The sequence below is a fragment of the Aeromonas sp. R5-4 genome (assembly GCF_040908215.1).
GTDB lineage: Bacteria > Pseudomonadota > Gammaproteobacteria > Enterobacterales > Aeromonadaceae > Aeromonas > Aeromonas veronii.
Window position 1 is genome coordinate 15,546 of the sequence record NZ_JBFODG010000030.1, and the last position, 21,502, is coordinate 37,047.

General features: G+C 58.1%; 16 protein-coding genes. 8 read left to right on the top strand and 8 right to left on the bottom strand.

The window, feature by feature from the left end:
• Window positions 1-18 precede the first annotated feature (18 nt).
• Window positions 19-2,208, bottom strand: coding sequence for a 4-alpha-glucanotransferase (gene malQ, locus AB5Y83_RS15460; RefSeq protein ID WP_252412449.1), 2,190 nt, complete (start codon window positions 2,206-2,208; stop codon window positions 19-21).
• Window positions 2,209-2,555: 347 nt separating this feature from the next.
• Here malQ and gap point away from each other — a divergent pair, with 347 nt between their 5' ends.
• Together gap and AB5Y83_RS15470 are read left to right on the top strand one after the other, a co-directional pair.
• Window positions 2,556-3,551, top strand: a complete 996-nt coding sequence (gap, locus tag AB5Y83_RS15465; RefSeq protein ID WP_005335708.1) for a type I glyceraldehyde-3-phosphate dehydrogenase — start codon at window positions 2,556-2,558, stop codon at window positions 3,549-3,551.
• 86 nt (window positions 3,552-3,637) lie between these two features.
• The gene (locus AB5Y83_RS15470) at window positions 3,638-4,504 is read left to right on the top strand and encodes a D-hexose-6-phosphate mutarotase (RefSeq protein WP_368175463.1); all 867 of its coding nucleotides are present in this window, start codon (window positions 3,638-3,640) and stop codon (window positions 4,502-4,504) included.
• Window positions 4,505-4,574: 70 nt separating this feature from the next.
• Here AB5Y83_RS15470 and nadA read toward each other — a convergent pair whose 3' ends face one another.
• A complete protein-coding gene (gene nadA, locus AB5Y83_RS15475) occupies window positions 4,575-5,648 on the bottom strand; it encodes a quinolinate synthase NadA (protein ID WP_005335706.1) in 1,074 nt (357 codons plus the stop codon).
• Between the two features lie 140 nt (window positions 5,649-5,788).
• Between nadA and AB5Y83_RS15480 the strand changes: the two genes are divergently transcribed.
• On the top strand, window positions 5,789-7,894 hold the full coding sequence (locus tag AB5Y83_RS15480; RefSeq protein ID WP_368175464.1) for a methyl-accepting chemotaxis protein: 2,106 nt from the start codon (window positions 5,789-5,791) through the stop codon (window positions 7,892-7,894).
• Window positions 7,895-7,963: 69 nt separating this feature from the next.
• On the opposite strand, the gene AB5Y83_RS15485 is transcribed toward AB5Y83_RS15480, so the two are convergent.
• A complete protein-coding gene (locus tag AB5Y83_RS15485; protein ID WP_201907593.1) occupies window positions 7,964-8,419 on the bottom strand; it encodes an NfeD family protein in 456 nt (151 codons plus the stop codon).
• Window positions 8,416-9,339 (bottom strand): SPFH domain-containing protein, encoded by a 924-nt coding sequence (locus AB5Y83_RS15490; protein WP_005335703.1) that lies wholly within the window; start codon window positions 9,337-9,339, stop codon window positions 8,416-8,418. The genes AB5Y83_RS15485 and AB5Y83_RS15490 overlap by 4 nt, the downstream gene beginning before the upstream one ends.
• Before the next feature lie 197 nt (window positions 9,340-9,536).
• On the opposite strand from AB5Y83_RS15490, the gene cysG reads away from it, so the two are divergent.
• The 5 genes from cysG to cysC all read left to right on the top strand — a co-directional run bounded on the left by cysG (window position 9,537) and on the right by cysC (window position 15,885).
• Window positions 9,537-10,973, top strand: coding sequence for a siroheme synthase CysG (cysG, locus tag AB5Y83_RS15495; protein ID WP_368175465.1), 1,437 nt, complete (start codon window positions 9,537-9,539; stop codon window positions 10,971-10,973).
• Between the two features lie 72 nt (window positions 10,974-11,045).
• On the top strand, window positions 11,046-11,978 hold the full coding sequence (cysD, locus tag AB5Y83_RS15500) for a sulfate adenylyltransferase subunit CysD (protein ID WP_335843379.1): 933 nt from the start codon (window positions 11,046-11,048) through the stop codon (window positions 11,976-11,978).
• Between the two features lie 12 nt (window positions 11,979-11,990).
• Window positions 11,991-13,418, top strand: coding sequence for a sulfate adenylyltransferase subunit CysN (cysN, locus tag AB5Y83_RS15505; RefSeq protein ID WP_106844398.1), 1,428 nt, complete (start codon window positions 11,991-11,993; stop codon window positions 13,416-13,418).
• Window positions 13,419-13,422: 4 nt separating this feature from the next.
• Window positions 13,423-15,147 carry an SLC13 family permease gene (locus AB5Y83_RS15510; RefSeq protein WP_107682750.1) on the top strand — a complete coding sequence of 575 codons (1,725 nt, stop codon included), beginning with the start codon at window positions 13,423-13,425 and terminating at the stop codon, window positions 15,145-15,147.
• 138 nt (window positions 15,148-15,285) lie between these two features.
• Window positions 15,286-15,885: an adenylyl-sulfate kinase gene (gene cysC, locus AB5Y83_RS15515; RefSeq protein ID WP_368175466.1), complete on the top strand. Its 600-nt coding sequence runs from the start codon at window positions 15,286-15,288 to the stop codon at window positions 15,883-15,885.
• A 147-nt stretch (window positions 15,886-16,032) separates the two neighbouring features.
• Here the strand turns inward: cysC and AB5Y83_RS15520 are convergent, their stop codons facing one another.
• The 4 genes from AB5Y83_RS15520 to AB5Y83_RS15535 all read right to left on the bottom strand — a co-directional run bounded on the left by AB5Y83_RS15520 (window position 16,033) and on the right by AB5Y83_RS15535 (window position 21,490).
• Window positions 16,033-17,577 (bottom strand): RNA-directed DNA polymerase, encoded by a 1,545-nt coding sequence (locus AB5Y83_RS15520; RefSeq protein ID WP_205759603.1) that lies wholly within the window; start codon window positions 17,575-17,577, stop codon window positions 16,033-16,035.
• 560 nt (window positions 17,578-18,137) lie between these two features.
• A complete protein-coding gene (locus AB5Y83_RS15525) occupies window positions 18,138-19,775 on the bottom strand; it encodes a PAS domain-containing methyl-accepting chemotaxis protein (protein ID WP_368175467.1) in 1,638 nt (545 codons plus the stop codon).
• Between the two features lie 276 nt (window positions 19,776-20,051).
• Complete coding sequence (locus AB5Y83_RS15530) at window positions 20,052-20,912, bottom strand: TIGR03899 family protein (protein WP_019444767.1); 861 nt, start codon at window positions 20,910-20,912, stop codon at window positions 20,052-20,054.
• Between the two features lie 104 nt (window positions 20,913-21,016).
• Window positions 21,017-21,490, bottom strand: coding sequence for a DUF3299 domain-containing protein (locus AB5Y83_RS15535; protein ID WP_026034852.1), 474 nt, complete (start codon window positions 21,488-21,490; stop codon window positions 21,017-21,019).
• Window positions 21,491-21,502: the final 12 nt, after the last annotated feature.

A 21,502-nucleotide genomic window follows, 5' to 3' on the forward strand; every position in this document is an offset into this window, starting at 1 on the left:
GCTGTGGGAGACAGCGTCTCAACGACTGGCCTCATCACGGGCTTGGCTCATCTTGCCAGCCAGTGCCTTGAGTGCCTCATTGGCAAAAATATCTTCCAGATCAGCGGAAAGCTTGCGGCGCCAGTTGGGGTATTCGTAACTGGTGCCCGGTACGTTGACCGGCTTGTCCATCTCCAGCCAATCTTCCAGCTGGGTACTGAACAGGGCGCAGCTGCCGCGGGACATGTGGATCTGCAGACCGTGGTTGAGTTCGGTGTTCATGCCGACCCAGTTCACGTCATGACTGATGTTGTCAGAGATGACCTTGTGGGCATGCAAGCTGTCGAGGATCCGCTGTTTGGCCTGGTGACGATCAGCATACAGAGTCTTCAATACGTCTTCATCCGGATACAGACCAAGTTGACGGCCGAGCGCCAGATCATCGCAGTGCCAGAAGCCCTTGAGGGTCGGCATGTCGTGGGTGGTCAGGGCCGACATCGCCTGCTCGGTGTAGTGCGCCGGGGAGATAAAGCCGCCATCTTCCTTGGAGCGCTCGAAGAAGAACACCTTGTAGGAGTGAACGCCGTTCTCTTTCAGGGTCACGTCGATCCCCTCCGGCACGGTGCCCAGATCCTCGCCGATCAGCAGGCACTGATTGCGGTGGGATTCTAGGGCCAGAATGCCCAGCAGATCGTTGACCGGATAGTAGATGTAGGCGCCCTTGGCGGCGGACGCTCCGGGCGGTACCCACCACAGGCGCAGCAAGGCCATCACGTGGTCGATGCGCAGTGCGCCGCAGGAGCGCATGTTGGCACGGAACAAGTCCACCATCGGCTGGTAGGCCGCTTCAAACAGCTTGTTCGGGTTCATCGGGGGCAGGCCCCAGTTCTGACCGAGCGGGCCGAGGATATCGGGCGGCGCACCGACCGAGGCTTTCGGGCAGTAGAGATCCTGGTTGGCCCAGATCTCGGTGGAGCCTTCGGAGACGCCCACCGCCAGATCCCGGTAGATACCCATCACCATGCCGGCAGCCTTGGCACGGGCATCGGCTTGCGCCAGCTGCTCGTCGGCCAAGAACTGCAGATAGAGGTAGAAGTTGACATCTTGCGGGTGCTCGGCCATCCAGGCGGCAACGGCAGGGTTGTGGTAATCGCGCAGCTCCTGCGGCCATACCGGCCAGCCCCAGGCATTTTCGCCTTTGGCATAGAAGTGGGCCTGCAGGGCATCAAATGCTGCCTGCTGTTGCAGGCTGTCGCCACCGGCGGCCACGAAGGCATCAAAGGCGGCCTGACGCTCGGCGCCAAGGCTGGCTTCGTCGAACACCTGACGCAGCATGCCGAGTTTGGTCTGGATCACGCCGGTGTAATCGACGTTCTCCTTGGCGCGCAGATCGGCCAGATGTTGCTGAAAGGCAGGGCTTGCCACTTCCGCCTTCAGGCGATCGCTCTGCTGGAATTCGGGCACCGCTTCCACATTGATATAGGCCACGTTGAGCCAGCGACGGGAAGAGGGGCTGTAGGGACTGGCGCTCTCGGGATTGGCCGGATAGAGGGCGTGGATAGGGTTGAGGCCGACGAAGTGGGCACCCCAGGCGGCCGCTTTCTCGACCAGCTGGCCCAGATCGCTGAAATCACCGATACCCCAGTTGTGGCGGCTGCGCAGGCAGTAGAGCTGCACGCTCGGACCCCATACCTTGCGGCCATCGGCAATCGGCGCCTGTTTGTAGCAGGCCTTGGGGGCGACGATGAGGCGCATGGTGGCCAGCGGTTCGTCATTGCCCTCTTCCAGCAACACCAGCTGGTGATAACCCAGCTCCGGGGCCATCTCCAGCGTGACGCGATAGGCCTGGCACTCCATCTCTTCAAATTCGGCCACGCCGACCAGCTCACCCTCGATGGGGGTGAATTGACCGGACAGCACAGCACCCTGCTCCTGATGAAGCTGCCAGGTGAGGGCGTCGTTGACGAATTCGATGGGGAGGCGAACCTCAAGGGTAACGGCGTCGCCGGTGCGAACCACCATCACAGGATCCAGCGCCCGCAGCCAGTGCTGGCGATGCTCCTCTTCCAGCTGCTGCACCAGTGCGGCCTCGTCATCGACGCGGTAGCCCATGGCGCCCAGCATGGCGGCCTTGCTCTCTTCGGATACCTGGGCCGGGTGGCCCCAGGCATCGACGTACTCGCTGGCGATACCTTTTGCGGCAGCCAGCTGTTCAATCAGGGTGGTCATAGTTTGAGAATTCCCGCTGTGGATTCTATCTATACTATTTTGTTTGATTTTTATGGGGTGGTACTTGAACAGTGGCTCTTTGGCCATGCTAAACCGCGCACATTTTTACATATCTCTGTGAATGGTTGTGTGACCGAGTAGGCACTATTGTTGATATCTGCGCGATGCCACGATCTGGCACTTTTTTCGTCAAAACGTGGTAATCAGTTACATAAACAGAAAATTAATTTCACAGTTTTTCATGATATAGCGCAATTTCAGACAGAATGTTGGTTGACTCACCGGAGAGTTCTAGTAAATTTACAAGCGGAATTTTCTTTGACTACTGAACAGTTAGGTAACTAAATATGACTATCAAAGTAGGTATTAACGGTTTTGGCCGTATCGGTCGTTTCGTATTCCGTCTGGCTTGCGAGCGTGCAGACATCGAAGTTGTTGGTATCAACGATCTGATCGATGTTGACTACATGGCTTACATGCTGAAGTACGATTCAACTCACGGTCGTTTCAACGGTACCGTTGAAGTTAAAGACGGCAACCTGGTTGTAAACGGCAAAACCGTACGTGTTACCGCTGAGCGTGACCCGGCCAACCTGAAGTGGGGCGAAATCGGTGTTGACGTTGTTGCTGAAGCTACCGGTCTGTTCCTGACCGACGAGACTGCTCGTAAGCACATCGCTGCTGGTGCCAAGAAAGTTGTTCTGACTGGCCCGTCCAAAGACGCTACCCCGATGTTCGTAATGGGTGTTAACGACTCTACCTACGCTGGCCAGGACATCGTTTCCAACGCTTCCTGCACCACCAACTGCCTGGCACCGATCGCCAAGGTTCTGAACGATACCTTCGGTATCGAGTCTGGCCTGATGACCACCGTTCACGCTACCACTGCTACCCAGAAGACCGTTGATGGTCCGTCTGCCAAAGACTGGCGCGGTGGCCGCGGTGCGGCTCAGAACATCATCCCGTCCTCTACCGGTGCTGCCAAAGCTGTTGGCGTAGTTATCCCGGAACTGAAAGGCCTGCTAACCGGTATGGCTTTCCGTGTTCCGACTCCGGACGTGTCTGTTGTTGACCTGACCGTTAACCTGAAGAAAGCTGCCACCTACGCAGAAATCTGCGAAGCGATGAAAGCTGCTTCCGAAGGCGCTATGAAAGGCGTTCTGGGCTACACCGAAGACGAAGTTGTATCTACCGACTTCCTGGGTGAGCGTCAGACCTCCGTATTCGACGCCAAGGCTGGTATCCAGCTGAACGACAAATTCGTTAAAGTTGTATCCTGGTACGACAACGAAATGGGCTACTCCAGCAAAGTTCTGGACCTGATCGCTCACATCTCCAAGTAATTTGGGATGCGCAATCGCGTAGCTTGAAAAAGGCGGCCATTGGCCGCCTTTTTGTTTTTCGGTTTCCCCTGATGACAGGAGTCCACATGCAATCCATTCGTCCCCTGACAGCCAATTGCAAGCTTGCCAACAATGCGGCCGGTCTGCCGGTTCTCACCATCAACAACGACTATGCCAAGGCAGAAATCAGCCTGTTTGGCGCCCATGTGCTGAGCTATCAGCGTCATGGCGAGCCGGCCTCCATCTGGCTGAGTGACAAGGCGGTGCTGGATGGCAGCAAGCCTGTTCGCGGTGGTATCCCGATCTGCTGGCCCTGGTTTGGCCCGGCGCCTGCCCGCGTTGGTAGCGGCAAGCCCTCCCACGGTTTTGCCCGCACCAGCCTCTGGATGCTGGACGGGGTTTCCGATCACGCCGATGGCACGCTTGTTCATCTCTCCCTGCGCGACAGCGACGCAACCCGCGCCCTGTGGGATCACGCCTTCGAGCTGGAACTGGACGTGCTGGTTGGCAAAGAGCTTTCGCTGGTGCTGACCACTCGCAATACAGGTGCTCAGCCGCTGACTTACAGCGGTGCGCTGCACACCTATTTGCAGATCAGCGCACCGGAGGCGGTGAGCGTGAGCGGTCTGGGTGAGCTCTATGCCGACAAGCTGACCGAGCAGGATGCCAAGCAGCAGGGGGCATTGACCCTGAGCGGGCCGCTGGATCGGGTTTACTGGCAGCCAGAGGCGCTGGTGAGGGTGCAGGATGGTGAGCGCGAGACCCGGGTAGTGAGCGGCAACCACGATAGCGTGGTGGTCTGGACCCCCTGGCTAGAAGGGGCTACCGCCATGGCCGACATGAGCGACGATGGCTATCGCACCATGCTCTGTGTCGAAGCGGCCATCGCCGGCGAGGCGGGGGTGACCGTCGCGCCGGATGAAGAGCACAGCCTCTCCACCGTAATCATCTGAGTTGGATGAGGTTCAGATAAATAAAGAGGGCTCCCGCGGGAGCCCTCTTTGCATCTCGTGACGGCGGCAATCAGGCGTTGCCCTGGGTCTTGAGCTTGAGTTCGGCGGCGAAATTGAGCATGCGATCGAGGGGGATCAAGGCTTTGACCCGCAGATCTTCATCGACATGGATCTCGTGGCGCTCCGCACCGTCGGTGAGCGCTTCCTTGATCGCCACCAGACCGTTCATCGCCATCCAGGGGCAGTGGGCGCAGCTGCGGCAGGTGGCGCCATCGCCACCGGTCGGTGCTTCCACCATCTCTTTTTCCGGACAGGCCTGCTGCATCTTGTAGAAGATGCCCCGATCGGTCGCCACGATCAGCTTCTGCTGGGGCAGCTCCTTGGCCGCCTTGATCAGCTGGCTGGTGGAGCCCACCGCATCGGCCAACTCGATCACCGAGGCGGGGGATTCCGGATGAACCAGCACGGCGGCGTCCGGATTCTGCTCTTTCAGCTCGCGCAGGGCACGGGCCTTGAACTCGTCGTGGACGATGCAGTGGCCCTGCCAGCGCAGCATCTGCGCCCCGGTCTTCTTCTCGATGTAGGCACCCAGATGGCGATCCGGGCCCCAGATGATCTTGTGACCCAGACTGTCGAGGTGCTCGACGATCTCCAGCGCGATGCTGGAGGTCACCACCCAGTCAGCCCGTGCTTTGACGGCGGCCGAGGTATTGGCATAGACCACCACGGTATGATCGGGATTGGCATCGCAGAAGGCGGAGAACTGCTCGATGGGACAGCCCAGATCGAGGGAGCATTCGGCCTCCAGAGTCGGCATCAGCACCCGCTTGTGGGGGCTCAGGATCTTGGAGGTTTCCCCCATAAAGCGCACCCCGGCGACGATCAGGGTTTGCGCCTCGTGATCGCGGCCAAAGCGGGCCATCTCCAGCGAGTCACCGACGAAACCGCCGGTGGCTTCGGCCAGCGCCTGGATCTCGGGATCCGTGTAGTAGTGGGCAACCAGTACCGCTTTGCGCTCCTTGAGCAGCGCCTTGATTTCTGTGGTCAAGGTCGTTCTCTGCTCGGCACTCAGGGGAAGAGGTTTGGCCGGAAAGGGGTAGTCCATCGCGACTACCGGCGGGACACTGCTCAGTGCATTGCTCATTGCGACTGTTCCATCAACGCTCGGGAAGGCAAAAATTATAACCAGAAGCCTGCCACAAACCCATCAACAAATCGGGTGAAGCGCAAGTGGGCGAATATACTCAAGTAATTCGTTGTTATTCTGCCATAAGGAGTTGTCGCATGAAGCAACGTTCCCTCAAGTTCAAGTTGTTGTGCCTTACCATGGGGCTGTTTCTGCTGACCGGGCTGGCCATGACCCTGTTGCAATCGGCCTCTTTCAGCTCCCTTCGCAACATGGTGATGACCCAGACCAGCGATGCATTGGAAGAGGAGGTCTCCCGCAGCCTGCAGTATCAGGCAGAGCGCTATGCCATCCAGATTGCCTCGCTGATGCAGAACTCCTATCAGATCCCCCTGACCGTGACCGCCCAGATTGAAGCCGGGATGGCCAAACCGGAACTGCGTTTGTCGCGGCCCCAAGTGGAGTCTCTGCTTGGCAGCAGCCTGCAGCAGGCGAGCGGGATCAGCTCCATCTACGCCCAGTTTGAACCGGACGGCTATGATGGCGAGGATGGCAACTGGCTGGGCGGGGCCAGCCACTCGGTGGCAGGCAAGGGGAGTCTGGAGGTCTATTTCACCAAGGATCAGGGAGGGGCCGTCGCTCAGCAAGCGGTGGACGCCGCTGCCAGCGAGGCCAAGTTTGATACCTCCCTCAACGAGTTCGGCATTCGCAACAGCGAGTGGTATCTCTGTGGTCGCGATACCCGCCAGCACTGCCTGATGGAGCCCTACCTCTACGAAATCAGCCCGGGCAACAAGATGCTGATGACCAGTCTGACTGTGCCCGTGCTGCGTGACGGCAAGTTTGTCGGGCTGGCCGGGGTGGATATGAACCTGCCCATCTTCCAGCAACTGGCTGAAAACCTTGGCAAGAGCCTCTATGACAACAAGGCGGATGTGACCCTGGTCAGCAAAATGGGGCTGATTGTGGGCAGCAACCGCTATGCCGACAAGCTGGGCCGTCCGCTCAAGGAGGTGGGCCTGACCCTGCCTGACGGTCGGCCGGTCAGCAGCGACAGTGACTTCATTCTTCATCAGCCCATCCGGGTTGAGGCAGCCAATACCCAGTGGTGGTTGATGATCAAGGTGCCCAAGGCGCTGGCGCTGAGCAAGGCACACGCCATCAGCAATGAACTGGGCACCCTGCTGGTGGATGCCCAGTGGCAGCAGGTCATCGCCATGGGCGGGATTACCCTGTTGGTGTTGGGGTTGTTGGTCTGGTTTATCCAGACCATCACAGCGCCACTTTCTCTTATCAGCCGCCATGTGGGCCATCTCTCCAGCAACGAGGGGGACCTGACCCAGCAGATGGAGATCGACACCCATCAGGAGCTGATCGATCTGGGCGCCCAGCTCAATGTCTTTCTCGGCAAGCTGCGGGGCATGGTGCAAATGAGCAAGGGGATTGGTCAGCAGGTCTACCAGCAGGCGCGGGAGATGAAACATACCGCCGACACCATGCGCAGTAGTCTGGACGAGCAGAATCTGGAGCTGGAGAGCGTGGTGAGCGCCATGCATCAGATGAGCACCACGGCAGTCAGCGTGGCGGGTTATGCCGAGCAGGCGGCGCAGGAGTCCGAAGCGGCGACCCACCACATCAATACCGCCCAGCAGACCCTCAGCAATGCCCGCAACGAGATCCATACTCTGGTCGGCGATATGCATGAGGCGGATAAAGCGGTGGCGCTGGTGGCCCAGCGCAGCACCAATATCAGCCGTATCCTCGATGTGATCCGCGCCATTGCCGAGCAGACCAATCTGCTGGCCCTCAACGCCGCCATTGAAGCGGCACGAGCGGGTGATATGGGCCGTGGCTTTGCTGTGGTGGCAGACGAGGTGCGGGCGCTGGCGACCAAGACCCGTGAATCTACCGACGAGATCGGCCAGCTGATTGGTAGCCTGCAGACCGAGGTGAGCAGCAGCCAACGTCTGATGAATACCGGCATCGAGCGCTCCACCACCACGGTGCAGGGCACCGAGCAGGCGTTCGAGGCGCTCAATCGGGTGGTGGCCCAGATCCAGCAGATCCACGACCACATCAGTCAGGTGGCCACCGCCGCCGAGCAGCAGAGCGCCGTCAGTGATGATATAAACAAGAATTTGATGCGGATTGGTGATACCGCCAACGTGATCGGGCAGGAGGCCAGCTCCAGCCATCAACTGAGCGAAGCGCTGGAGCAAGCGGCCACGGCGCTGGCCAGTCAGCTCGATCGGCTGCGTACCTGAGTGGCAGCCAGAGAGACAAAAGCCCGCAAGCGATCGCGGGCTTTTTTATGACTCGATGGTAGAGTTGCGTCAGTTGCGGAGTTCAACCAGCAGGATATGGGAGTCGGCCCCCACCACCCTGACCTTGCTGCCCGCAGGCAGCGACTCGTCGCAGCGCACCGTCCAGACCGTATCGTCCAGATGCACCCGACTGGTACCCTGAGTCACATCATCCAGCAGGGTCAGCTCGCGGCCCATATAGCTCTGCATCCGCTCGTTGATGGTGCTGGCGGCATCCTGACCCGAGTTGTCGCGCTGGTGCTGCCAGCGCCACCAGGCCCAGGTGGTGAGCAGGGATTGCACCGCAAACAGCAGCAACTGCGCCTGCCAGCCAAAGGGCCAGATCAGCAGCAGTAGCCCCACTTCCAGCGCGGCGATGCCGGTCCAGAGCAAAAAGCCCACCGAGCCGAGCACCTCGATGGCCAGCAGAATGAAGCCGAGCCCCAGCCAGTGCCAGTGGGTCAGCCCCTCTAACAGGGCTGTCATGACTTGCTGCCCTTGCCATCTTTGTTGAACAGCTCGGCCATGCCAGCCACCGAGCCAATCAGGCTGCCCGCTTCCAGCGGCATCATGATGATCTTGCTGTTGGGGCCTTCACCGATGCGGGCCAGTGCCTCGGTATATTTCTGGGCCACGAAGTAGTTGATGGCCTGCAGGTCTCCTTCAGCAATCGCTTGGGAAACCATATGGGTCGCCTTGGCTTCCGCCTCGGCAGCCCGCTCCCGCGCTTCGGCGGCGAGGAAGGCGGCCTGACGCTCACCTTCGGCTTTGAGGATCTGGGACTGCTTTTCGCCTTCCGCTTTCAGGATTTTGGACTGGCGCACGCCTTCGGCTTCCAGTACCTCGGCCCGTTTCTGGCGCTCGGCCTTCATCTGGGCGTTCATCGCCTCGACCAGTGCCAGCGGCGGGCGCACATCTTTAATCTCGATGCGGGTCACCTTGATACCCCAGGGGGCGGTGGCGGCATCCATGGTGCGCAGCAGTTTCTCGTTGATGGTGTCGCGCTGGGAGAGCATCTCGTCCAGCTCCATGGCACCGAGCACGGTGCGCATATTGGTCATGGTGAGATTGCGGATGGCGCTGGTGAGATCGTTGACCTCGTAACCCGCTTTGCGGGCATCCACCACCTGCACAAAGCTGATGGCGTCGATGGTGACGTTGGCGTTGTCGCGGGAGATCACCTCTTGTGCCGGGATGTCCAGCACCTGCTCCATCATGATGATCTTGTGGCCGACCCGATCCACGTAGGGGATCAGCAGGTTGAGACCCGGGGTCAGGGTGCGGGTGTAGCGGCCGAAGCGCTCCACCGTCCAGTTGTAGCCCTGGGGCACGATCTTGATGCCCGCGCTCAGGGTGGCGAGCACCAGGAACACAAAAATCCCTAGCACAATCAATGATTCATTCATCATTTAGCTCCTTATGAAACACAGTCCCTAGCCTATGGTCTGGCGTCAGGTACCACAAGTGACTTTGTACGCCTTTGTCATGAATCGGCTTTGCTAATTACCTAAACGCATTAAAAAGCATTTTTTATTATTTTGAGGGATAAGCTGCCCTGCCTATAGTCGCCCCATATTAGTCGTGTTCCGAGGGATGGGCCGAAATGGATTATTTACCTATGTTTGCCAAGTTGGAAGGCCGCCCGGTACTGCTGGTGGGCGGGGGCGAGGTTGCCCTACGCAAGGCGCGCCTGCTGCTGGCGGCCGGTGCCCGGCTGACCCTGGTCTCCCCGGAGCTTGAACCGGAATTTGCTGAGTTCACCGGTCGTTTCACCCATCTGGCGGAGCGCTTCACCCCGGCCCATCTGGCAGGCCAGATTTTGGTGGTGGCGGCGACCGACAACCTCGAAGTCAACGCCCTCGTTTATCAGAGCGCCAACCAGCTGGGTCTGTTCGTCAACGTGGTGGATGACCCCAAACGCTCCAGCTTTATCTTCCCCTCGATCATCGATCGCTCACCGCTGATGGTGGCGGTCTCCAGCGGCGGCAAGGCGCCGGTGCTGGTGCGCCTGTTGCGCGAGCGGTTGGAGAGCCTGCTGCCGCGCCATCTCGGCGGGCTGACCGAGCTCTCCGGCCGGGTCCGTGACAAGGCCAAGCGGGTGCTCTCCTCGATTTCCGATCGCCGCCGCTTCTGGGAGCGGGCCTTTGCCTCCAACACCCTCGCCAGCCTGATTGAAAAAGAGGATTGGCAAGGTGCCGAGCAGTGGCTGAGTGATGGCCTCGACCAGGCGAAAAGCGAAGTAGGAGAAGTTGTGCTGGTCGGCGCGGGCCCCGGCGATCCGGGCCTCTTGACCCTCAAGGCGCTACAACAAATTCAACAGGCTGAAGTGGTGCTCTACGACCAGCTGGTCTCCGCCGAGATCCTCGATCTGGTGCGCCGCGATGCCACCCTGGTGTCGGTCGGCAAGAAGGCGGGTGCCCACAGCGTGCCGCAGGAGGAGACCAATCGCCTGCTGGTGGACTACGCCAAGGCGGGCAACCGGGTGGTGCGGCTGAAAGGGGGGGATCCCTTTATGTTTGGCCGTGGCGGCGAGGAGCTGGAAGTGCTGGCCGACGAAGGCATCCCCTTCTCGGTGGTGCCCGGCATCACGGCTGCTGCCGGTGCCACCGCTTATGCCGGCATTCCACTCACCCACCGTGACTATGCCCAGAGCGCCGTCTTTATCACAGGTCACTGCCAAAAAGAGGGTAAGGAGCCCGACTGGCAGCAGCTCGCCGCTACCAGTCAGACCCTGGTCATCTACATGGGGCTGATGCGATCCGAGCATATCCAGCAGCAGTTGATGGATCACGGCCGCAGCCAAGCCACCCCCATCGCCATCATCGAGCGCGGCACCACATCCCGCCAGCGGGTGCTGACCGGCACGCTGGCCGATTTGGCCGAGCTGGCCAAACAGGCGGTGAGCCCGTCGCTTATCGTCATCGGCGAAGTGGTCGCCCTGCGCGAGCGGCTGGCCTGGTTTGGAGAAAAAAGCGGCGAGCAGCAGCGCGCTAACCCGGATCTCGATGGCTGTGACCTCAAGCTGGTGCAGCTGGCCTGACCGAGAAAGAGATATTTGATGCGGCTGCCGGTGCGGCCGCGCACTGAACCACCCAGCGCCCCGAGCAGGCGCATAAGCAATGACCCGAGGACCAACATGGACCGTGAAAGATTGACCCACTTGCAGCAGCTGGAAGCCGAGAGCATCCATATCATCCGCGAGGTGGCTGCCGAATTTGAAAACCCGGTGATGATGTACTCCATCGGCAAGGACTCCTCCGTCATGCTGCATCTGGCCCGCAAGGCCTTCTATCCGGGCAAGATCCCGTTCCCCTTGCTCCACGTCGATACCGACTGGAAGTTCAAGGAGATGATCAAGTTCCGCGACGAGACCGCCAAAAAGTACGGGCTGGATCTGATCGTCCACAAGAACCCGGAGGGGCTCGCCATGGGCATCAACCCCTTTGTCCACGGCAGCGGCAAGCACACCGACATCATGAAGACCGAGGGGCTCAAGCAGGCGCTCAACAAATACGGCTTCGACGCCGCCTTCGGTGGCGCCCGCCGCGACGAGGAGAAGTCCCGCGCCAAGGAGCGGGTCTACTCCTTCCGTGACAAGTCTCACCGCTGGGATCCGAAGAACCAGCGCCCGGAGCTGTGGCGCGTTTACAACAGCCAGGTCAACAAGGGGGAGAGCATCCGGGTGTTCCCGCTCTCCAACTGGACTGAGCTGGATATCTGGCAATACATCTATCTCGAGAACATCGACATAGTGCCGCTCTACTTCGCGGCCATGCGCCCGGTGGTGGAGCGCAACGGCATCAAGATCATGGTGGATGACGATCGTATGCCCATCGGCCCGGAAGACGAAGTGAAGCAGGAGCTGGTGCGCTTCCGCACCCTCGGTTGCTACCCGCTGACCGGAGCCATCGAATCCGATGCCACCACCTTGCCGGAAATTATTGAAGAGATGCTGCTCACCACCTCGAGCGAGCGGCAAGGGCGGCTGATTGACCACGATCAGGCCGGCTCCATGGAGCAGAAGAAGCGTCAGGGATATTTCTAAGGAGTCGTCAGCATGAACAGCCATATTCAGACCGCCATCACCGAACAGGGCATCGAAGCCTATCTGCACGCCCAGCAGCACAAGAGTCTGCTGCGTTTTCTCACCTGCGGCAGCGTGGATGACGGCAAGAGCACCCTTATCGGTCGCCTGCTGCACGACTCCCAGCAGATTTATGAAGATCAGCTCAAAGCGCTGGAGTCCGACAGCCAGAAGCTCGGCACCACCGGCGAGAAGCTGGACCTTGCGCTGCTGGTGGACGGCCTGCAAGCGGAGCGCGAGCAGGGTATCACCATCGACGTGGCCTACCGCTATTTCTCCACCGCCAAGCGCAAATTTATCATCTCGGATACCCCGGGCCATGAGCAGTACACCCGCAACATGGCCACCGGCGCCTCCACCTGCGATCTGGCCATCATTCTGATCGACGCCCGCAAAGGGGTGCTGGATCAGACCCGTCGCCACAGCTTTATCGCGAGCCTGCTTGGCATCAAGCAGTTCGTGGTGGCGGTCAACAAGATGGATCTGGTGGAGTTCAGTCAGGAGGTGTTCGAGCGCATCAGCGCCGACTACCGCGAGTTCGCCAAAAAGCTCAGCGTCGACACCATCCATATCGTGCCGGTCTCGGCGCTGGACGGTGACAACGTGGTCAACCAGAGCGACAAGCTGGCTTGGTATCAGGGCGAAACTCTGCTTGCTCTGCTGGAGTCTGCCGAGGTTGAGCGCGAGCTGGAGCGTCATCCGGTGCGCCTGCCGGTGCAGTATGTGAACCGCCCCAACCTCGATTTTCGCGGCTTCGCGGGCACGTTGGCCTCCGGCATCCTGCGGGTGGGCGACCGGCTTGCGGTGCTGCCGTCGGGCAAGGAGAGCACAGTCACCCGCATCGTCACCTTCGACGGCGATCTGGATTACGCCCTGCCGGGTCAGGCCATCACGGTCACCTTCGCCGACGAGATCGACATCAGTCGCGGCGACCTGCTGGTGGATGCCGCCAAGCGGCCGCAAGTGACCCAGAATCTGCTGGCCCATATCGTCTGGATGGGGGAGGAGTCCCTGCAACCGGGCCGGGTCTACGACGTCAAACTGGCGACCAAGAAGAGTCGCGGTCAGGTGGAGGCCATCCGCCACCGCATCGAGATCAACAAGCTCGACGAGTTGCCCGCCAGCGAGCTGAAGCTCAACGAGATCGGCCTGTGCGAGCTGAGCCTCACCGACCCGGTGGCGTTCGACCCGTATCAGGAGATCCGCGATACCGGCAGCTTTATCCTGATCGACCGGCTGAGCAACGTCACCGTCGGCGCCGGCATGATAGTGGAAGGCTTGGCCGCGAAAGCGGTAAAAGGGCACTACAGCGAGTTCGAAATCGAGCTCAACGCGCTGGTGCGCAAGCACTTCCCGCACTGGCAAGCCCTTGCCATCGGTAACGACACAAGCAAGGAGTAAGCCCATGACCTGGCAACAATTCCTGGTGCTGGGTCTGCTGGCTGCTCTCGTGGCCCTGCTGATCCAGGGCAAACTCCGCCCGGCGCTGCTCTTCTCGGGCGCCGTGCTCATCACCTACCTGAGCGGGCTGGCGGATATCAATGCCGTGGTGGCGGGCTACACCAACAGTGCCCTGCTGACGCTGGTGCTGTTGCTGCTGGTGTCGCTGGCGGTGGAGAAGACCCGCATCATGAGCTGGTTCGCCAATCTGGTGGGCACGGGTTCATTCAACAAGGTGCTGGTGAAGGTGTGGTTCTCCACCGCCTTCCTGTCTGCCTTCGTCAACAACACCGCCGTGGTGGCCTCCATGCTGGGAGCGGTCAAACGCAACCCCAACCATGCGCCGTCGCGGCTGCTGCTGCCCATGTGCTTCGCGGCCACCTTTGGCGGGGTGCTGACCCTGATCGGCACCTCCACCAACCTTATCGTCAACAGCTTCCTCATCAAGATGGGGGCGCCGCCGCTCGGCATGTTCGACTTCTTTATGGTGGGAGCGGGTACCCTGCTGACAGGTCTGGTGGCCGTGCTACTGTTTGCCCGTCACCTGCCGGAGCAGGATACCGAGATGAGCCGCGAATCCGGCTATTTTCTCGAAGCCAAGGTGGGCGCCGGTTCACCGCTGGCGGGGCGCAGCGTCAAGGAGAACGGCCTGCGCAGCCTGAAAAGCCTCTATCTGGCGGAGATCATTCGCGGCGAGCAGGTGATCTGCCCGGTGCAGCCGGAACACGAGCTGCACGAAGGGGACGTGCTGCTGTTTTGCGGCGATGTGGAGAGCGTCGGCGTATTGCAGGAGATGAAAGGGCTGGATCTCTACGGCCAGCACCGCCTCAACGGCCAGCATCTGGTGGAGGTGATCGTCAGCCACAGTTCGCGGCTGGTGGGGCAGACCATCAAGGATGCCGAATTTCGCACCCACTTCGATGCGGTGGTACTGGCGGTGCGCCGCGGCGAAACCCAGCTTACCGGTGGCCTCGGCCAGATTGAGCTGCACGCCGGTGATACCCTGCTGCTGGCCCCCGGCCCCCAGTTTGCCCGCAACAAGTCGTTGGGGCGGGAGTTTGTGGTGGTGAGCGGGCTGGAAGCCTCCACCCGTCTCGATGGCAAGCGTAGCGCTGCCGTGGTGCTGGGCTTTCTCGGGGTGTTGGCGCTCTCTGTGTTTGATCTGGTGCCGCTGTTCAAGGGGTTGCTGCTGATGCTGGTGGCGCTGCTGCTCACCCGCATTCTGACCTTGGACGAGATCCGCCGCCGCTTCCCGCTGGATATCTGGCTGGTGGTGGGCGGGGCGCTCGCCATCGCCGATCAGCTGGAAAAGAGCGGACTGGCCAAGCTTATCGCCGACTGGCTGATGGGGGAGTTCAACGGTGCCAGCCCCATCATCGCCTTTATCGGTATCTATTTGTTTACCCTGGTGCTGACCGAACTGATGAGCAACAACGCCGCCGCCGCGCTGGCCTTCCCCATGGGTTACCAGCTGGCGCTCAGCATGGATGTCTCGACCATGCCGTTTATTCTGGCGGTGCTGTTCGGGGCGAGCTCCAGCTTTATCCTGCCCTACGGCTACCAGACCAACCTGATGGTCTATGCCGCGGGCAACTACAAGATGCCGGACTACCTCAAGCTGGCCCTGCCGGTCTCGCTGGCCTATAGCCTCGGGGTGATTGTGATGGTGCCCCTGCTGTTTCCGTTTTAAGGCGTGAGCGCCAATCAAGGAGTGTGGGATGAGCAATGCCATGGCACCAGCACGTTGTCGGCTGATCGTCCGAGGCGGCTCCCCGTGGTGCCGGACCGTTTAAGTTTTGAGGCGTGAGCGCCAAGCAAGGAGTGTGGGATGAGCAATATCGTGTGGCACAAGCATGCCGTCGACAAACAGAGCCGGGCCGAGCTTAAAGGGCAAAAACCGCTGGTTATCTGGTTTACCGGGCTGTCGGGGGCGGGCAAATCGACCCTGGCGGGGGCGCTGGAGCAGGCGCTGGCGGCACAAGGCAAGCACACCTATCTGCTGGATGGGGACAATGTGCGCCACGGCCTCTGTGGCGATCTCGGGTTCGATGATGCTGCGCGGCAGGAGAATATCCGCCGGGTCGGCGAGGTGGCAAAACTGATGGTGGATGCGGGCCTTATCGTTCTCACCGCCTTTATCTCGCCATTTCGTGCCGAGCGGGCGTTGGTGCGCAGCCTCTTGGGGAAAGGGGAGTTTGTCGAGGTCTTTGTCGATGCGCCGCTCGCCATCTGCGAAGAGCGCGATCCCAAAGGACTCTACAAGAAGGCGCGGGCAGGGGAAATTACGAATTTTACCGGTATCGACTCCGCCTACGAGGCACCGGAAAGTCCGGAAATTCATCTGCTTAATGCCGGTAAACCGGTGGATACGCTGGTGGAGGAGTTGTTGACTGCGCTAAGGCTGCGGGGGCTGATCGAGTCAGGTTGATTGTCTGAACCAAATATTGATAAACAAGGGGGCGTTGGCCCCTTTATTTATTGTTTGTCATTTTATTGAGTTCATTGCCACCTGTTAGCTTGTATTTAAAATGGTGCGCAATGTAGATTAAAAAAACGTGTATTAAATTCCACGCACCTATAAATTAATATCATCAGTTTCATCTTCAAAGTCAGCATCGTAAGGAAACAAAACAACTTCATTCTCACTTATGATCGCTTCACAAGCATCCAATGTTTCTCTATTAACAATAGGTGTGGCAAGAGCTCCTGTCTTAAATGCTTCTTCACTAATCCATGAAGACTCCCATATGTTGATATTAGGAATGTTAGCGACTATTTTACATAGTGATTCATTGAATTGTAAATCAGGCTGAATTGGATAGGATATACGTTGTAACCATATGTCTAATACTCCAGTACCAAGCATAGACTGAAACTTATCTTTTATTTTAGTTAGGAGTTGAATCTTTTCATCATTTTCATTGATGAATTTTAGAGTGTTACTTAACACTAGTGCACATGATGGAAATGATCTTGGATTTGTGAGCATTATATCTGAAATTATACTAATAATTATTTTCGAATCTTCTTTGAGTTGTTGTTTGCTTTCCAACTTCTTATTTAATCTAGCTAACTGCTTATCAATCTGGCCGGAATTAGGATGCATCCGAGAAAACATGATTAACTTTAATAGTGACTTTTGAATTGTTGTTTCCCATTGGCTTTTTCCAAAAATAGACAATGCTACTCTTTTATCCTCTTTAATGGAGCTCATTATAACATCTTCACTAATGCTTGTTTTGGATGAATTTAATTGCAAGCCTAACTCTTGAAGTGTCAATGTAATCTGTCTAGCTATTGTTTCACTGTCTTCTTTTGTATTCGTAAAAACACGGTAGTCATCTCTATATCGAATAATATAATAATCCTCAATGCCTAAGGAGTCTAATTTTAAGGTTAACTCTGAATCTGCATAACCTAATAGTATCTCCGCAATAAAGTCCATTAAGACAGAGCCTTGTGGTATTCCATTAGTTTGACCGTTTTGCATGTGTTGAAGAGTTTTGTCAATTGTCACACCAATTAAACTCATCCGACTTCTATTTCTTTGTTCTTTCGCAATAGGCTTAGTATGGATTGCCCAAGAAATTGAGTGGGTATAAATGGAGGGGTAAAAATTTGAAATGTCAGTGACAAATAAATATTTAAACTCAAGAGCTTTGAATAATGATTGTTGTTCAACATCATTCCACCACCCTTTGACAGTTTCTGCAGCATCTGATGCACTATCTTCACCAGCCTCTCTTGGAATCCCTGCATTAAAAATCCTTTCATTGGTTTGGAATAAATCAAATCTTTGTTTAATTAGCCGCCAATTGTCTTCTTCAGTAATCTTGGTGACAAGGTGAACATATAATGCGGGGTGGATGAGTTGAAATGGTCGCCATGAATAATGACCATCTTTGTTCGTTTGCAGAACATAATTCACATCATCATAATTTGATGCATCTTTCAAACCAATATCATTTAAGCCATTTTGTTTGGTTGCAAGATGATTTTTTACTTCTGAAAGGAGAGGCTCGAAATCAAAATATGGTGGTAATGGGAAGTTACAATAACTCTTATGTTTGAGAAAAAAATCTTGTGCTTCATTAGAAGTCATGGATGTTACAAGTTTCAATTTTTACACCCTTGCTGTAAATGTTTAGTTGAAGAGCTTTTGACATGATTTTATCTCCTATGTTGGGATAAAATCGTAGGTTGGTGCTAAACGCAGTGAAGCCCAACGTTTACCGCGCAATGTATCTGAAAATTTGTTTTGCCGATCGGCCCAATCCATGTTTATCCCGCGCTTGTTGAGGTGATCATGCTCGTCTGTTGGGTTTCGCTACACTCTGCACCAACCACGCTACCGCCCCTGAATTTCAGCCTCCAGTCTGCTGCTTTTTACCTGCGTTTTGGCACTGGCTTGGCTCATGGCTGACTCCTGCGAGAGGTTGCCAAGCGACTATGTTACCGAACGGGGCTTTGGTGAAAAGCGCAAGCGGGCCATTTCCTGAGCAAGATCAACAAATTAATCAATAACGGGTAGCGATATGTTCGTGCCAGAACCGCCGCCCATTAGCGCAGAGGGAAATCGGACAGTGAAACGGCAGTGTCGCCTTTTGTTGGCGGGCATTAAAAAACCCTATGGATCCAAAGGCCCATAGGGTTTGTCTGCGGTGATGGTTTGTGTAGTGGTTATCTGGCTTGGCGAACCGGTACGGCGCGGGTGGTGGCCACTTCGTAGCGGCTTTGGCTTGCCGGAGCCCCCTTCTGGAACTGGCGTACCAGCCGGTCGAGATCGCTCAACTGGTTGACCAGCTGGGTGATGCCGTGCACGGCGTGCTGGCTGCCGACGCTGGAGTCATCGGCCAGGGTCTTGATGCTGAGCACGTTGCGGTTGATCTCGGCGGTGACGTGGAACTGCTCCTGTACCGCCTGGGCAATCTGGCCGCTGCCGGAGGCCACCTGCTGCAGCATATCGTTGATCTGCTGGAGAATGGTGCCGGTCGCCGAGGCTTTCTGCTGGCAGCTTTCGGAGAGTTGGCAGCCCTTCTCCATCGCCTGCTCTGCATCCCCGGCGCTGGTTTGCAGCTCGGTGATCATCTTCTGGATCTCGCTGGTCGAGGATTGGGTCTTGATGGCGAGCGAGCGGATCTCGTCAGCCACTACCGAGAAACCGCGGCCCGCTTCGCCAGCCCGTGCCGCTTCGATGGCAGCGTTGAGGGCCAGCAGGTTGGTCTGGTTGGCGATGTTGTTGATCACATCGAGGATGCCATCGATGTCGCGGCAGTGGCCGACCAGCGCACTGATCACGCTCTTGGAGGTGGTCAGCTCGCTGTTCATACCTGCCACGGCAGCCACGGTTTCGGCCACGCTGTGGTTGCCGTTCTTGAACAGGTCGGCGGTCTCGTCCAGCAGGCTGGAGGATTCGCTGGAGCTCTGTGAAACCTCGCGAATGGATTCCGACATCTCGGTCACGGCTGTCGCCACCTGATTGGTTTCGGCCTGCTGCTGTTGCAGGTTGTCGGTGATGGACTCGGCGTTGCGCAGATCCCCTTCGGCGGCCTGCAGGATCTTGCTGCAAGTCTGTTGGGTACGGGCCAGCACGGCGTTGAACTCGGCCTGATTCATCACCATCGAGAGTTCGATGGCGGCGATGTTGTCCACCTTGTTGGTGTAGAGCAGCTGCATCAGCGGGTTGTCAAAGCGGCTGCGGGCCATCTTGTTGAGCTTGCCGAGGCGGCGGGAGAGGGCATTCAGGGTGATGGCCGCTATCGCCAGCGGCAGGGCGGCCAGCGCCAGTTGCCAGTTCATGTCGTGGTTATAGCCCAGCGCAAACATGGCGAGCAGGCTCAGCAGCAGACAGAGGTTGATGGCCAGGGTATGGGAGAAGGTGGGCAGCTTGAGCGCCAGCGGCAGCTTGTTGTTGCGAAGGTCGGCATAGACCTTCTCGGCCCGCTGTTTGATCTCCTCGCTCGGAGCGGTGCGCACCGACTGATACTCCACCACCCGGCCACTGGCATCCTTGATGGGGGTGACAAAGGCGCTGACCCAGTAGTGGTCGCCACTTTTGCAGCGGTTTTTCACCGGCCCCATCCAGCTCTTGCCTTCTCGGATATGGTTCCACAGATCGGCAAAGGCCTGTTTCGGCATGTCAGGATGGCGCACCAGATTGTGGTGTTCCCCCACCAGCTCGTCGAGCTGGAAGCCCGCAATCTCGCAGAACTCATCGTTGGCGTAGGTGATGCGGCTCTCCAGATCCGTGGTGGAGATCAGGCTCTGGTGGTCTGGATAGAGACGTTCTCTTTGGGTAACCGGTTGATTGATTCTCATGGCCTTACTCCCGAGCTGTGATGGTTAGATTTTGATCTACATCAAGACATCTGCAAGGGGTGGGCCAGCTGGCAAAAGCTAATGATTGATGTGTTATTAGTGCCGTTTTGGCAGGAAAAGACCGTTGCTGTTTGCAATATGCAACGGAGCAGACGGGGTGTTCCTCTGCGGCATCTGCAATTTGCAACCTATTCTGGTCAAGCCCATAAGCTTGGAGCCAGCAGCTGGATGCGAAGGATCCACGAACCGACAGGGCATCAGCTGCCCCGCCAGAGATCAGGGGAGAGGGTCGGGAGCGGGTGAGGAGGGGGCGCTGACGAGCTGCATCACTTCAATCTGGATACCCTGCACCAGCACGGTTTTCAGATCTTGCAGGTACTCCTCCAGCGGCGACTCTTGCAGCAGCTGGGCGAGCTCGTTGCCCACCGGGGTGAGCCGGTAGTAGAGCAGGGTGATGTTGTTCTGCTTGCACTGCAGCCGCCAGCGCTGGTTGCCAAACTCCAGCTCGACCCCATCGGCGGGCAGCGGGCCGGATTCCAGCTCAGCGCGGTGCAGCAGCCCGAGCTCAAACAGTTGCAGCAGGGCGTTGTAGGGCAGTCGGTATTTGCCAAGGCCAAGGCGCGTTGCCTTGGCGCGGCTCAGCAGGGTGGCCCCCTTGTGCAGCCCCAGCAGCAGTCGCTGCTCGTCGCTGCCGGTGTAGTGGCAGGTCAGTGAACAGATGCGCTGGAACAGCTGGGCCTCGCGCTGGGTCATCTCTTTGAGGGTGGCGAGCGCCCGGATGGAGAAGCGGCCCGGCGTGGCGACTTCCAGTGCGAAGATCCGCCCCCACAGCTGCTGCATCGGCACCATGCTGATATCTTCCGCCAGTTGCAGAAAGCGGGTCAGCCAGTCGCTGTCCATCTCGCCGCCGGCCGCGGTCTCTTCGCAGTGACGGGAGGCCATCACCATGATGGCTTCCAGATTGCGCTGGCGGGCGGCCTGATCCGCCAGATGGCGAAAGGTGGCGCGCTGTTCAAAGGTGCTGTCGCTGTTGCGGGTGAGCATGCCATCGATACCGCGACTGCGGGCCAGACGCAGGGTCTGCTCCTGGCTGCTCAGGATCGAACTCTCTTTTTTCGGGGGGGGGAGGTCTGCCATGCTGACTCCATTCGCACAGGTTCTGGAGCTGAATGTTACTCCAACCGGGATGCCAAGATAACAAAGCGGCCTCCGTGGAGGCCGCTTTTTTTGCAACGGGAGGATTACTCCTCGTAGACGCTCACCTCGACCGCTTCCATCGAATAGGAGGCGGTGGCCATCTCGTGGCTGGAGCTGACCGTGCGCATCTTGCCCTTCACCCAGATGGCATCCCACAGATCATCCACCGGCGCACCCTTGGGGTAGCTCACATAGATCACCTGATTGGTGGGCGGCGGCGGCACATGGATGCAGGCGCCGAAGTAGGGCACCAGCAGGAAGGCGGTGATCTTCTTGGCATCCCCTTCCAGCGGCACCACGAAGCCCGGAATGCGCACATCCTGGTTGTCCAGCTTCTTGTTTACCCCGCCCACCGGTTGCGGCACCGACATGGGATCTTCGTGATTGACTTGGGGCGGTGGCAGCAGTTTCTCCCCTTCCGGGATGAGCACATCCCAGTCGATGGTCTTGTAATCGGCGGCCAGGGCGGGCAGCACCAGCAGGCTGGCGAGCAGCGCCACAATTTTCCACTTCATCATCTGTCCTTCTGT